The organism is Methylomonas koyamae (assembly GCF_019669905.1).
Taxonomy (GTDB): Bacteria; Pseudomonadota; Gammaproteobacteria; order Methylococcales; family Methylomonadaceae; genus Methylomonas; species Methylomonas koyamae.
Genome location: NZ_AP019777.1, coordinates 1,272,674 through 1,286,608, shown reverse-complemented (window position 1 = coordinate 1,286,608; position 13,935 = coordinate 1,272,674). Strand labels below are relative to the sequence as shown.

Annotated in this window: 11 protein-coding genes; 4 read left to right on the top strand and 7 right to left on the bottom strand. The window is 55.8% G+C overall.

Annotation, left to right across the window (positions count from 1 at the left end):
* The first annotated feature begins 67 nt into the window (after positions 1-67).
* Positions 68-1,357: a hypothetical protein gene (locus tag MKFW12EY_RS06275; protein WP_221054198.1), complete on the top strand. Its 1,290-nt coding sequence runs from the start codon at positions 68-70 to the stop codon at positions 1,355-1,357.
* On the opposite strand, the gene MKFW12EY_RS06270 is transcribed toward MKFW12EY_RS06275, so the two are convergent.
* From MKFW12EY_RS06270 to MKFW12EY_RS06260, 3 genes are all read right to left on the bottom strand, one after another.
* A complete protein-coding gene (locus MKFW12EY_RS06270) occupies positions 1,354-1,869 on the bottom strand; it encodes an O-acetyl-ADP-ribose deacetylase (RefSeq protein WP_054763433.1) in 516 nt (171 codons plus the stop codon). The genes MKFW12EY_RS06275 and MKFW12EY_RS06270 overlap by 4 nt on opposite strands.
* Positions 1,870-2,007: 138 nt before the next feature.
* The gene (locus MKFW12EY_RS06265; RefSeq protein WP_221054197.1) at positions 2,008-4,245 is read right to left on the bottom strand and encodes a putative bifunctional diguanylate cyclase/phosphodiesterase; all 2,238 of its coding nucleotides are present in this window, start codon (positions 4,243-4,245) and stop codon (positions 2,008-2,010) included.
* The gene (locus MKFW12EY_RS06260; protein WP_221054196.1) at positions 4,235-6,766 is read right to left on the bottom strand and encodes a chemotaxis protein CheB; all 2,532 of its coding nucleotides are present in this window, start codon (positions 6,764-6,766) and stop codon (positions 4,235-4,237) included. The genes MKFW12EY_RS06265 and MKFW12EY_RS06260 overlap by 11 nt, the downstream gene beginning before the upstream one ends.
* A gap of 475 nt (positions 6,767-7,241) precedes the next feature.
* On the opposite strand from MKFW12EY_RS06260, the gene MKFW12EY_RS06255 reads away from it, so the two are divergent.
* The 3 genes from MKFW12EY_RS06255 to MKFW12EY_RS06245 are packed head-to-tail and all read left to right on the top strand — an operon-like array spanning position 7,242 to position 8,163.
* Entirely contained in the window at positions 7,242-7,457 is a 216-nt protein-coding gene (locus MKFW12EY_RS06255; protein WP_054763430.1) for a DUF2905 domain-containing protein, read from the top strand.
* A gap of 8 nt (positions 7,458-7,465) precedes the next feature.
* Positions 7,466-7,972, top strand: coding sequence for an alpha/beta hydrolase (locus MKFW12EY_RS06250; protein WP_054763432.1), 507 nt, complete (start codon positions 7,466-7,468; stop codon positions 7,970-7,972).
* Between the two features lie 17 nt (positions 7,973-7,989).
* Positions 7,990-8,163: a rubredoxin gene (locus MKFW12EY_RS06245; protein ID WP_054763429.1), complete on the top strand. Its 174-nt coding sequence runs from the start codon at positions 7,990-7,992 to the stop codon at positions 8,161-8,163.
* A gap of 40 nt (positions 8,164-8,203) precedes the next feature.
* On the opposite strand, the gene MKFW12EY_RS06240 is transcribed toward MKFW12EY_RS06245, so the two are convergent.
* From MKFW12EY_RS06240 to MKFW12EY_RS06225, 4 genes are all read right to left on the bottom strand, one after another.
* Positions 8,204-8,575, bottom strand: coding sequence for a hypothetical protein (locus MKFW12EY_RS06240; RefSeq protein WP_064022379.1), 372 nt, complete (start codon positions 8,573-8,575; stop codon positions 8,204-8,206).
* A gap of 96 nt (positions 8,576-8,671) precedes the next feature.
* Positions 8,672-9,640, bottom strand: coding sequence for a protease modulator HflC (gene hflC / locus MKFW12EY_RS06235; protein WP_221054195.1), 969 nt, complete (start codon positions 9,638-9,640; stop codon positions 8,672-8,674).
* Positions 9,637-10,617 (bottom strand): FtsH protease activity modulator HflK, encoded by a 981-nt coding sequence (gene hflK / locus MKFW12EY_RS06230; RefSeq protein WP_054761462.1) that lies wholly within the window; start codon positions 10,615-10,617, stop codon positions 9,637-9,639. Before hflK ends, hflC begins: the two co-directional genes overlap by 4 nt.
* A gap of 52 nt (positions 10,618-10,669) precedes the next feature.
* Entirely contained in the window at positions 10,670-13,813 is a 3,144-nt protein-coding gene (locus MKFW12EY_RS06225; protein ID WP_221054194.1) for a sensor domain-containing phosphodiesterase, read from the bottom strand.
* Positions 13,814-13,935 lie beyond the last annotated feature (122 nt).

Below are 13,935 nucleotides of genomic sequence, written 5' to 3'. Positions count from 1 at the left end.
CTTTTCCGGGCCTCGCCGTTGGCCGCGTTAAAATAGCGCTAACCAATTCGCCATCGCCGCCCATTTCATGACTATTACCCCCCTGCCGCAACCGGCCGCCAGCGCCGAACAACTCAACCGAAGCTGCCGTTGCGCCTCGCTGAGCAGGGATCTTTTACGCCGGGAACTGGCCGATTGGGACGCTACCCACGATTTATACCGCATGGTCGGCGAGGAAAGGCCTTATTTGTTTGCCGAGGCGCCGGTATTCCTGGACCGGGCCAACTTGCAGGCGCAATTGGCCGTCATCGCCGCCGCCGAAACGGCCATCGCCAACCCGGCGTATCAGGAACGGGTATTGCGCTATGCGCCGGAATCGGCACGCTTTCCGGCCAAGGCGCACGGCGTGTTCGTCGGCTACGATTTCCATTTAAGCCCGGACGGCCCCAAGCTGATCGAGATCAACTCCAACGCCGGCGGCGGGTTGTTGAACGCCGTCGCGATCCGGGCGCAACTGCGTTGCTGCGAAGCAGCCGACAGCCAACGCCCCGGCGACGGCCCGGCGTTGGCGGCGGCCGGAACCGCATCGGAAGCCTTGTTCATGCAAATGTTCGCCGAAGAATGGCGATGCGAACGCGGCGGGCAAACCTTGCAAACCGTCGCCATCGTCGACGAAGACCCGCAAAACCAATACCTATGGCCGGAATTTCTGCTGTTTCAGGCGCTGTTCGAGCGCCACGGCATCCGGGCGCTGATTTGCGATCCGGCCGAATTGAGCTACCGCGACGCGGCGTTATGGCACGGCGATATCAAGATCGATCTGGTTTACAACCGGTTGACCGACTTCGGTTTGGAACAAGCCAAACAACAGCCCTTGTTGCAAGCCTATCTGGCCGCAGACGTGGTGCTGACGCCGCATCCGCGCAACCATGCGTTGTATGCCGACAAACGAAATCTGGCCCTGCTCGGCGATGCCGAATTCCTGGCCGAAATCGGCATCGACGCCGCCAGCCGCGATATTCTCCGCCGCGGTATCGCCGAAACCCGCATCGTTGAAGCGCAAAACGCCGAGTGGTTCTGGCAACACCGCAAGCAGTTGTTCTTCAAACCGGCCAAAGGCTACGGCAGCAAAGCGGCCTACCGCGGCGACAAGCTGACTTTGCGGGTGTTCGACGAAATTCTGCGCCACGATTATGTGGCGCAGGCACTGGTCAAACCCAGCGAGCGGCAACTGGATGTCGGCGATTTGAAACTGGATTTGCGCCATTTCGTCTACCGCGGCCAAACCCAACTGGTTTGCGCCCGGCTCTACCAGGGCCAGACCACCAATTTCCGTACGCCGGGCGGCGGCTTCGCCCAGGTGGTGGTTACGCCTTAAACCGGCCGGTTCAGCAAGGCGCGGTAGATTTGCAAATCCGCTTCCGAAAAACAGCAAAAGGTCACGGCCAGCCGATGCGCTTGTCCGTCTAAAAATCCCACAACGCTATCGACCGCAATTGCGGCAGCCTCGCGCGGTGGATAACCGTAAATACCGGTACTGATGCAGGGAAAGGCCAGACTTTCAAGCCGATGCGCCAGCGCCAGCCGCAGCGAATTTCGGTAACAGGCCGATAACAGCGTGGCCTCGTTTTCCCGGCCGCCGCGCCAGACCGGCCCGACGGTATGAATCACGTATTTGGCCGGCAAGCGGTAAGCTTTGGTCAACTTGGCGTCCCCGGTCGCACAACCGCCCAGGCTTCGGCACTCGGCCAATAATTCGGGCCCCGCCTGACGATGAATCGCCCCATCCACCCCGCCGCCGCCGAGCAACGATGAATTGGCAGCATTGACGATGGCATCGACGGCCAGCTTGGTAATGTCGGCGTGAATGGCGGAGATTGTGGGGGGCATGAAATTTGTAGGATGTTTGGGTTTGGCTGGATTCGGCCAATAAGCGACAGTGACCAAGCCTTAAATTATGGAAATTGAACGTCCGCTTAAAGCGGTCGATCTACGTTTAACGTTGATACTTCGCTAAGCGCTGCAGCGTTATTGAAACGGTTTTAGCAATGCGGCGAATGTTTCAGCAGGCACCGCCGGGCTTTTGTAATAGCCTTGATAAAAATCGCAGCCTTGCTCTTTAAGAAAGTTAAGTTGCGCTTCGGTTTCCACCCCTTCTGCCAACACTTGCAATCGGAGGTTATGCGCCATACCGATAATGGCTGCAGCAATTTCTTTATCGTCTTCTTGATCAGGAATGTCGTCTATAAACGACTTGTCGATTTTCAGGATGTCGAGAGGGAAACGTTTTAGATACGCCAGTGAAGAATAACCGGTGCCGAAATCATCAATCGCCAAGCGAATGCCCAACGTCCGTAGAGCCCTTAGAATTTGCACGGCTTCGCATTCCCTTGCCATCAACGTACTTTCGGTTATTTCCAATTCCAGGTGTTTGGCGGGAAAGCGGGTTTCCTTGAGAATGCTTGTCACGCTGGCAACAATATTGCCATGTCGAAATTGATGAGGTGATAGATTAACGGCCAATCTGAGCGTAGGAAAACCTGCTTCTATCCAGCGTTGACCTTGGCGGCACGCTTCCATTAGCACCCATTCGCCGATCTCGGCAATCAAGCCGATTTCCTCCGCTACCGGAATAAACTGAATCGGCGATATCATGCCTTCGTCAGCTTGATTCCAACGGAGTAGGACCTCAGCACCAATAATTAAACCGCTTCTGAAATCTATCTGGGGTTGGTAATAAACCTGTAACTCGTGTTTGACAATTGCTCGACGCAAAAGCGATTCCAGTTTGATACGGCGCTTGGCTGCTTCGGTCAATTCTTCGGAAAAGTATTTGAAGTTACCTCGACCCTCGTCCTTGGCCCGATAAAGGGCCGCATCGGCTTGTTTCATCAGTTCTTCTGCTGTTCTGCCATGCTCTGGGAACAAACTAATACCAATACTAACGCCAATGCGAACTTCCACTCCATTAGCCAATCGCCAAGGATCACAGAGCGCTTCGATAATTTCGGTCGCCACCAATGCTGCATCTTGCGGATGAGACAAATCTTCTAGCAACAGTGCAAACTCGTCACCACCCAGTCGAGTCACGGTATCAACGCCACGCAAGCGGCTGGATAAGCGTCTTGCTACCTGTTGCAATAATTCATCACCTGCTAGATGACCAAAGCTGTCATTGACATCCTTGAAACGATCCAGGTCAAGCATCAATAAGGCCGCTGATTTGCGTTCACGACTGGATAACTCGATACAGTGTTCCAAACGTGCAAATAACAACAGACGATTCGGTAAACTGGTCAGGGGATCATGATGCGCCAGGTAATCCAGGCGATCGACGGCATTTTTGAGTTGACTGATATCGGAGAACACGCCCACATAATGCGTCACCTGTTCGTTTTCATTGCGAACCGCTCTGATACTAAGCATTTGCGGATAAATCTCGCCGTTCTTACGTCTATTCCAGATTTCGCCTTGCCAATAACCTGTGGCGTTGATTTCAGACCACATCGCCGCGTAAAAAGCCTCATCTTGTCGCCCTGATTTGAGGATTTTCGGCGTTTGTTCCAGCACTTCAGCGGAGCTATAGCCGGTGAGCTCGGTAAATGCCCGATTGACAACCACAATACGGTTTTCGGCATCTGTCACCATCACACCTTCACGAGCAGTCTCAAACATAGCCGCAGCCTGCCGCAGATAGTCATCTTTGGCTTTTTGTTCGCTGATATCGATCATTACGACACGCAGCAGTTGATCGCTTCCAGCGCCCACCGCCCGGTTCATTTCTAACCTAACCCAAATTGCACCGCCATCCTGCTTAAGCAAATGCAATTCAAAAACCTGTGGTTTGCCGGTCTCCTGCAATTGCTTGAGGTGGAGGTCATACTTGTCATGATCAGCGGCTAGGATAAAATCGGGTAAAGACCTTTTAAGTAGGGCTTTACGTGTCATGCCGAGCAAAGTCGTGGCAGTCAAGTTGGCATTCAGGATGATGTTGCGGCTACCGAGGCTTAGATACCCTACGGGGGCCAAATCGTATAAATCGAAATAGCGTGCCCAAGATTTTTCCAGTTCTGCTTGGGCATGACTCAAATTTTCGTTGAGCATCTCCAGCTCGATCTGATGCACCTGTAATTCATGCAGCAGCTTTTTATCTTCGCTTGGTGTTTGCGCATCGGTTTGCGGTTTCGCTGTTAGCTGTTGTTCGGCGCTACGACGCAGTGTTGCAGGATCTTGCCGGAGGTCTAGCGGTTTTTTTTCATGCTTCATACCCCCCCCGTAATTGCGCTTCCAGCTTTTTGGTTTCGGTAATGTTGATAAACGTTATCACAATGCCGTCTATTACATTGTCTTGGGTGCGGTATGGCATGATACGCACTGTAAACCAAAGATTATTGTGAGTTTTGACCTGCTTTTCAATAAAGACCAATGTTCGCAGTACGCTCTGGGCATCTTGCTGCAACTGCGAATAATCGAGTTCAGTCACAATGTCGGACAATGGACGGCCCACATCACCTGCGATCAGTTTGAAGAGATGCGTGGCGTGGCTAGTAAACCGGCGGACATTCAGAGCATTGTCAAGAAATACAGTCGCAATTTCCATACTGTCGAGCAGGTTCTTCATGTCATTGTTGACCAAGGATAGATCACTGACCTTGGCTTGCAGTTCTGCGTTGACCGTTTGTAACTCTTCATTCAATGATTGCATTTCTTCCTTGGAGGTAGTCAATTCCTCGTTGGTGGACTGCAACTCTTCATTGGTCGATTGCAGTTCTTCATTGGCGGATTTCAGTTCTTCCTGCGAGGATTGCGCTTCTTCCCGCAGACTTTGATTTTCTTCGCGCGCTTTTTGCAACTCGTCCAGTACCGTCTGCATCTCGGCGTTCGGTGAGTGCCGGTTGCGTTTTCTGGGTTTCGGCGTCGCCACATCGGTGAAGGTGATCAACAGCGAGCCTTTTAAGGTTTCGGGTTTGTCGATAGCCTGCACGGAAAGGTCGATCGTTTGGCTGCCGCCATTGGTACCCACCGTCAAACCACGCACAGTGACCGCTTCGGTTTGCTGTTGAGCTTGCTTTAGGGCAATCGGCAGCTCATGTCTTAGGCCGTCCCGGGCCATGGCGTGAATATTCAAATTGGCTTTACCGGCGGCGGGTTCCAGATATTTTCCGGTACGACCATGGATATACAAAATATCGCCGTCGGCATTGACCAACACCGCAGCGGGTGAATAGTGCTGCAATAACAGTCTCTCTACCTGGCTTTGCAGATTTAAAGCGGTTTTGGGTGCCTGGGCATTTGAATGGATCATGGTGACGACAGGAAAGTATTTGGACGGGAATTCTATATCTGCAAAGGGCAAAGCTTGATCATTACGACGATACAGCCGCGAATGGCTATCGATAACCGAGAACAAGTCGCCAAAATTGCTGATAGTCTCGGCATTACCGAGCAACAAAATACCGTGCACCCTCAGCGCGTAATGAAACAGTGGCATCAGTTTCTTCTGGCACACGGGCTCTAAATAAATTAATAAATTACGGCAGCAGAGCAGATCGAGTTTGGTGAAAGGTGGATCGCTGATGATGTTTTGCTGGGCAAAGATCACCATTTCCCGGATGTCTTTGTTTATCCGATAACCATCGTCTTCGGCGACAAAAAAGCGACTGAGCCGCTCTGGCGAAACATCGGCGGCAATGTTGGCGGGGTAATAACCTTGACGGGCTTTTTCGATTGCATCGGCATCGAGATCGGTGGCAAAAATCTGTAATTTGTAGATGTGATCAAGGCTACTTTGGGTGACGGCTTCCTTAAACACCATGGCCAGCGAATAAGCCTCTTCGCCGGTCGAACAGGCTGGAACCCAAGCCCGTAGTTGTGTAGCCATGGGATTTTCGGCTAGCAAATTCGGAATGGCATGGTTTTTCAGTTGCTCCCATACTGCGGTATCCCGAAAGAATTGGGTAACACCGATCAGTAGCTCCTTGAACAGCATATCCTGCTCTTGGAGGTTTTCGCGCAGATAGTGCAAGTAATGAGAAATGACGTCGATCTGGTGCAAGCCCATGCGCCGTTCGACACGGCGATACAGGGTGTTTTTCTTATAGCCCGAAAAATCGTTGCCAGTACGCGAGCGCAGCAACAGGATGATTTGTTCTAGTGCGCTTTGCGATTTAAGGGCCAAAACCGGCTCGGAAACCCTGTACCGACCGTGTCGACTTTGTTGGAGACAGGTGGCTATCTTCTCCCAAAGTGCGTCTGGAGACGCGGCAATATCCACCAATCCAGCATCAATCGCACTGTGCGGCATGGCGTCGAATTTAGCGGAATCTGGGGTTTGCACTAACGCTAGTCCCGCATTTGCCTTGATGGCACGCAAACCAAGCGTGCCGTCGGAACCCATGCCCGACAAAATTACGCCTATGGCACGTTCATTCTGGTCATTCGCCAGCGAACGGAAGAAAAAGTCGATGGGTAGGCGTAAGCCGCGTGGCGCGACAGGATCGTGTAGATGCAGCTTGCCCTGAGCAATCGATAAATCCTTATTGGAAGGGATTACATAGACGCAGTTGGCTTTGACCTTGATACCCTCTTCGGCCTGAGCGACCTTCATCGCTGTGAAGCGCTGCAACAATTCCGGCAGCATACCGGGGTTAGTAGGATCAAGATGTTGAATTACGACAAACGTAGCGTCGCAGTTTGGTGGAACATGGGTAAAGAATTGTTCGAGTGCTTCCAATCCCCCGGCCGAAGCCCCAATGCCAATAACCGTTGGTGTTCTATTTGTTTCCATGGGTGCCTGTTTGGCAAAGGTTAACTTCGATAGTTTACGACTCCTCCGCAGGCTTAATCTAAATGGGCTGACCGAATAATTTTCATCATCACTGAATTCTGTAAGATATTCAAGGTTTTTGGAAAAACCTTGTTAATGCCCAAAGACCGACAAAGATTTCAAAGCAACTTTTTAATCTGGGTAAATTTAAGGAACACCATCTATATGATGAGAAAATCGGACTCTTGGTTAATTGTTTTCGAATGTCGCTTATGGGTCGGTTTTAGCCGATCAAACTAACATCCAAGATTGTCCTCAACCGATTTGCCCCACCGCGAACCCTCCGCACGGTGGCGAATTCCCGGTTGGGTTCGAGCGCATTCCGCACAACTCGTTATTTTAGCTTTTCCTGGAACAACTAAACCCGCGCTTGGCGCTGCACGACAAGCCCGGACGGCATAGAATAGGCCGCTGCGTTTTATAAAGAGGAGCTAGCATGGAACCCGGCAAAGCCTTGATAAGCATAGGCGCTCTGCTTCTGGCCGTGGGCTTGGTGCTTAACTACGCGCCGTGGCTGGTCAGTTGGTTCGGCAAATTGCCCGGCGACATCCGCATTCAGAGCAAAAGCAGCTTTGTGTTTATTCCGATCACGTCGATGATCGTGGCCAGTGTGCTGATCACCGTGCTGGCTAATCTGTTTTTTCGAAAATGAAGGGGGAAATGGTGACGAACCTGGTGGTATACAATCACGGCAAGGACAGTATTCCGTGGGGCGAAAAAGCGTTGGCCTTGGCCGAAGTAGCCAAAGGCCGCGGTTTCGAGTTCATCAGTCCGGATTATCAGGCCAGCAACGATCCGGATTGGCGGGTCGAACAACTGCTAGCGCTGGATTTGCGCGGTTACGAGCGGATCGTGCTGGCCGGCTCGAGCATGGGCGCTTACGTGGCGACCGTTGCTGCCGAAACGATCAAGCCGCAAGGCCTGTTTTTGATCGCGCCGGCTTTTTACCTGCCCGGTTATGCCCGCGACCGCTTCGCCCCCGGTACCGAAAACATCGAGGTATTTCACGGCTGGCAAGACGACGTGGTGCCGCCCGAAAACGCCTGGCGCTTTTGCCGCGAGCATCGCGCCCGCTTGCACATGCTGGACGCGGACCACCGTTTACTCAGCATTCTGCCGCTGATGGCGGCGGCCTTCGACCGCTTGTTGCGGGATTTAACACGTTGACCGGGAGAGAACAACCTATGGCCGATTACAAAAAATACCATTGCCGCGAATGCGAACACATTTACGACGAAGCTAAAGGCGATCCGGATAGCGGCATCGCCCCCGGCACGCGCTGGGAAGACATCCCGGACGACTGGCAATGTCCGATCTGCGGCGCGCCGAAAAGCTTTTTCCAACTGCTTACTTATTAAGGCCACGGTCGCTGACGGCCGAGCGGACTCGGCAGCCGGATCAGTACATGCCGTTACCTAACAGCGCACCGGCCGCGGCGCCGATGCCGGCCGCCAGCGGATCGCCGCCGCCGAAGTGGTAGCCCATCGCACTACCGACCATGCCGCCCACCAAACCTTGCGGGTTGCGCTGGTCGTATTGGTAATAACGCGGCTGCGGGGCCGGCGCGTAATAGGCCGGTGCCGGCACGTACTCCACCACCGGCGGCGGGGCGGGTTGGTAATAAATCACCCGCTCCCGGTATTCCGGGTAATGCCCATGGTGGTGATGGTGGCGGTGATGGCCCCCATGGTGGCCCCAGTCGTCATGGTCGGCCAATGCAGCCGACGAAAACGCCAAACTCAAAACGGCAATTAGGGTTTTATTCCACATATCAAAGCTCCTTTTCGCAAAATGATCGTGTCGGGATGCATGATGCGAGCGGCAGCTTAATTCCAACTTAACCGCGGCCGGCGGCCGTTAGCGCCGTCAACGGCCTTTGGTTTCCGCCCGTTTCAACCAGCCGAATAACTCGCTGTCGGTCGATAGCACCAAACTGGCCTCGCTGCCGATCACGCTCCGGTAAGTCTCCATGCTTTTCAGGAATTTATAGAACTCGGCCGCTTCCGGCTTCTGCGCGTAAGCTTTGGCGTAAATTTCGGCGGCCTTGGCATCGGCCTCGCCTTGAATTTCCTGCACCCGCTTGTACGCCGCGGATTCGATCTCGTTGATATCGCGCTCCTTGTTGCCGTGGATGCGCGCGGCTTCGCCTTCGCCCTCGGACCGGAAGCGTTGCGCGATTTGCAGGCGTTCGCTAATCATGCGCTGGTGTATCCGTTCCAGCACCTGCCGGTTGTAATTGATGCGCTTGAAGCGGACATCCAACAGTTCGACGCCGAACTCGGCCAGTTTCGGCGCCGCTGCCGCATAGACGTCGTTTTCGATGGCGGCCCGCCCGGCCCGAATCGGCCGCAACACGCCGATTCCGGCCTCCTCGCCGGCCAGACCGGCCAAGCTCTCGTCCTGCAACGGTTTCCGCTGCTTGTCGTTACGCACTACCTCGATCAACTCGTGGCGGGCAATCGCGGTGCGGGTTTCGCTGCCCAAAATGTCTTCCAGCCGCGACTGGGCGCTGCGTTCGTCGCGCAAGCGCAGGTAATAGCGCATCGGATCGGTGATGCGCCAGCGGGCGAAAGTATCGACCTGGACATAAGTTTTATCTTTGGTCGACATCTCCACCATCGGCCCGTCCCAAGCCAGGTAACGTTTATCGAAACTGTTGACCTGTTGCACGAACGGCAACTTGAAATGCAGGCCGGGATCGGTAATCGGCAACCCTATCGGCCGGCCGAATTGGGTAATGATGACTTGCTCGGTCTGGTTGACGGTGTAGCTGCAAGTGAGCAACAAAAATAGCATTATGGCGATGACGCCTATCGGCTTGCCGAAACCGTTCATTTTGCCACCTCGACAACTTGTGGACTGGGCGGCGCCAGCAGCGGCAGAATCTGTTGCACCGAATCGTCGACGATGATTTGCTGTTTGGCTTGCGGTATCACTGCGGCCATCGTCTCCAGATAAATCCGGGTGCGGGTGACTTCCGGCGCTTTCAGGTATTGTTCCAGCACCTGGTTAAAAGCCGTGACGTCGCCTTCGGCTTCGTTGATGCGTTTGAAGCGGTAGCCGTCGGCGGCGCGTATTCTTTGGTCCGCCTCGCCGCGCGCTTTCGGCACGGCTTTGTTGTATTCGCCGTTAGCCAGGTTGATCACGTTCTCCCGGTCCTGCTGCGCCCGATTGACTTCATTGAACGACGGCTGTACCGGTTCCGGCGGGTTGACGTTTTTTAGTTGCACTTGGTTGATCGTCACGCCCAAGCGGTAGCGCTCGGCCAATTCGCGCACCCGCGCCAACACGGTTTCCTCGATTTCCTGGCGGCCGATCGTGATGATTTCGTCGACGGTACGGTCGCCGACCACTTCCCGCATCGCCGCTTCGGAAATGTCGCGCAAGGTCAGGCCGGGATCGCGCACATCGAACAGGTACTTCTCCGGATCGGTAATCCGGTATTGCACGATCCATTCCACCAAGGCCGAGTTCAAATCGCCGGTCACCATGGCCCGTTCCAGCTCCGGTTCCTGGCCGGCCTGATCCGGATTGGTAAAACCGGGCGAGGCAAAGCCGAACTCCAGCTTTTGTTGGCGCTGGGTCGGCACTTCGATCACCTCGTCGACCCCGAACGGCAGTTTGGCGTGCAAGCCGGACGGCACCTTGTCGGTAAATTCGCCGAAGCGTAACACGATGCCTTCGGATTCGGCTGGGATGGTATAGAAGCAGGTACTGGCGGCAATCAGACCGCCGATGCCCAACAGTACCGCCAACGGCGGAACCGGCAGCGGCTGCGGCCAGCGTTCGAAAATGGATCGGGAATCGTTCATCGGTAAGCTCCGCAGCGCAGCGGCCGCAACACAGCGGCCCATGGCGACAAGCTTAGCGCAAAAACTCCAGCAATTGGCTGGCGGTCAACGGCCGGCTGAACAGATAGCCCTGCATTTCGTCGCAACCTTGCTGTTGCAAGAAGGCTTTCTGCTCCGACGTTTCGACGCCCTCGGCGATGGTTGCCAAGCCCAGGCTGTCGGCCAGGCTGATCACTGCGCTGACGATTGCCTTGTCTTCGGCGTCGGTATTGATGTCGCGCACGAAGGACTGGTCGATTTTCAGTTTGTAGACTTTGAATTTCTTCAGGTAGCTCAACGACGAATAGCCGGTGCCGAAATCGTCGATAGACATCCGGATACCGCGCCGGTGCAGATTATCCATCGCCGCAATCGCGGCATGCGGTTGGTTCATCGCCACCCGTTCGGTCAATTCCAGTTCCAGATATTCCGGCGGTAACCCTTCCTGGTCCAGAATGCTGCCCACCAAATCCGGCAATGTCGGTTGGCTGAATTGCACCGCCGACAAATTCACGGCCATGACCAGCGGCCCCAGCCCGTCCGCCATAATCTGCCTGGCTTGGCGCACGGCGGTTCTGATCACCCATTCGCCGATCGGCAGGATCAAACCGCTGTCCTCGGCCACCGGAATGAATTCGGCCGGCGACACCTGGCCCAACTCCGGATGCCGCCAACGCAACAAGGCTTCGGCACCGGTCACCTTGCCGGTTTTCAGCGACAATTGCGGCTGGTAGTGCAACTCCAATTCGCCGCGCTCCAGCGCATGGCGCAGGCCGTTGACCAACTGCAGATTGCGCGCCGAATTGGCGTGCATTTCCGGCGTGAAGAAGCGGCAACCGTGGCGGCCTTCCAGCTTCACCCGGTACATTGCGGTATCGGCGCTTTTCGATAAGGTTTCCAGATCCTCGCCGTCGTTCGGATACAGCGCGATGCCGATCGATGCGCTCATGTTCAAATCGTAGTGCTCGATGCGGAACGGTGCGGAAATCGCGTCCAGCAATTTTTGGGCAATATAGGCGGCAGCGTTGGCGTTGGCTCCGGGCAACAAGACGATGAACTCGTCGCCGCCCAGCCGGGTGACGATATCCTCAGCCCGCAGTGCGGCGCGCAACCGATTGGCCAATTCGACCAGCAAGGCATCGCCGATGCTGTGCCCCAAGGTATCGTTAACGTCCTTGAAGTGGTCGATATCCAGAAACATCAGTGCCAGTTGGCCATTGGTGCGCCTGGCCAGACCCAACGCATACTTCAAATGGTTATTAAGCTGGCCGCGGTTGGGCAGTCCGGTCAACGGATCGTAATTCGCCAACTGGTAAATGTGTTCCTCGGCCTGCTTGCGTTCGATAGCCAACGCCACGAAATGGGCAACCATATCCAGCAGGCGTAAGGCGAAATTGTCCGGGGACGCCGGATAGCGCTGGTAAATGGCGAAGGTGCCCAGCACCTTTTTGGCGGCACCCAAGATCGGCTCGGACCAGCAAGCGCCGAGTCCGGCTTGCTCGGCCAGGGTTTTATAATTCGCCCAGTACGGATGCCGGGCGATGTCGGCGACGACGGTACGTTGCCCGGTGAATGCGCTATTGCCGCAAGAACCGACTCCCGGCCCGATCTCGGCGCCGTCGATCGCCCGGTTGTAAAAATCGGGCAACCCGGGTGCCGCGGCAACGCGCAAATGTCGCCCGCCTTCGTCCAGCAGCAATACCGAACAAATACAATCCGGCATGGCGCTTTCCAGCTTGCGTACCACCTCGTCCAGTAATTCCCGCAACGAACCGCCGCTATTTAGCCGCTCCAGCATGAAGGTGCGCAAGATTTCCATTTGCAGGGCGTGCCGGCGCTCGGCCTCGCGTTCGAAACCCTTCAAGGCGTGGTCGATGTCCATCGCCATTTCCAGCAGCAAGTTGCGGGCGGCAAAATCGAAAGCGTTTACGCTATCGGCGTATAAATTCAGCGTTCCGACCGGCACGCCGTTTTTGTGCAACGGCAATGCCGCCGACGCCCGCCAGCCGAATTGGGCGCCGCGCTCGTGCCAAGCCGCCGTGGTCGGATCGTGCAGATAATCCTGGCACCAGTAGGCCTTATCCTCCCGCAGCGCGGTCCCGGTCGGGCCGCAACCGTTACCGTGCTTGGCATCGACACCGATCGCGATGCCGGCCAGATATTCGACGCCGCTACCGTAACTCGCCACCGGCACCACCGTTTGCCCGCTGGGGTCGAGCATGCCGACCCAAGCCATTTTCATGCCGCCGAACATGACGGCATCGCGGCAGATTTGCGGAAACAACTCGGCTTCGGAATTGCAACGGACAATCGCCTGGTTGCATTGGCTCAACGCGGCGTAAAGCTGGGTCAGGCGCAGGGTTTTCGCTTCGGCGCTTCTGCGGTCGGCGTCGATCCTGGCCAATTGGCGCTGGGTTTCCGACAACCATCCCATCACGCTATTGTGCAAGTTGGCGGGCACCGCTACGGGCTGGCTAAAATCGCCGCGGCCCAATTCGGCGATTTGCTGGTGCACTTGTTCCGGCGATGCACCGAGGATGGCGTAGACGGTGCGGTAGACCCACCTCAACCCCAGCACCAGCAGCAGACCGGCGACGGCGATACTAATCCGCAGCAGCCAAGCCATTTCGGCCTGTTGTCGAGCCGAGCGCTCGCTGCGCATCTGCACCATGCCGCGCGCCTCGCCGATGCTGCGAATCCATTCCGCATTGGCCCGACGGTAAGCCGGGTTATCCAGCATAGACGCCGCCCGGAAGCGGTTGGCGGCATCCGCCGGGTCGGCGGTTTCGGCCAGTTGCATCGCAGCGAGCTCGATGGCCGCCAGTTCGCCGGCTTTGGCTTTGGCTTCGGCCAGTTTCGCCAGTTCTTCGACGGTAAACCCGGCGTCTTGCCAGGCATCCGGCCGGTCGCCGCCGCGCAATTCCGCCACTTCCCGGTATCGGCGCCGGTACTCCGGATCGCCGCTGACGATGTAGCCGAGCGCCATACGCCAAGCTTCGCCGGATGCCTTATCCAACTCGTCGACCAGACGGTATGCGTCCAACCCAAGCCGGTAGTCACGGCCGATCCGGTTTTCGTTGCCGATGCAATAGAAAACCGAACCGGCAAGCAACAGCAAGGCCAACGCGCTGAGCCAGAGGCTATTCGATAGGCGGGAATGACGGCGCTGCCAAATCATGGGCTTATTCCTTAGTGGTAATCCCTACGGCACTGGGCGAACCCAACGCCGCCGGCGGGATTTGTGCTGCGAACGAGGCGATTATTCCACACTGCCGGCTACGCCGCCGCGTCTCCGCTCCC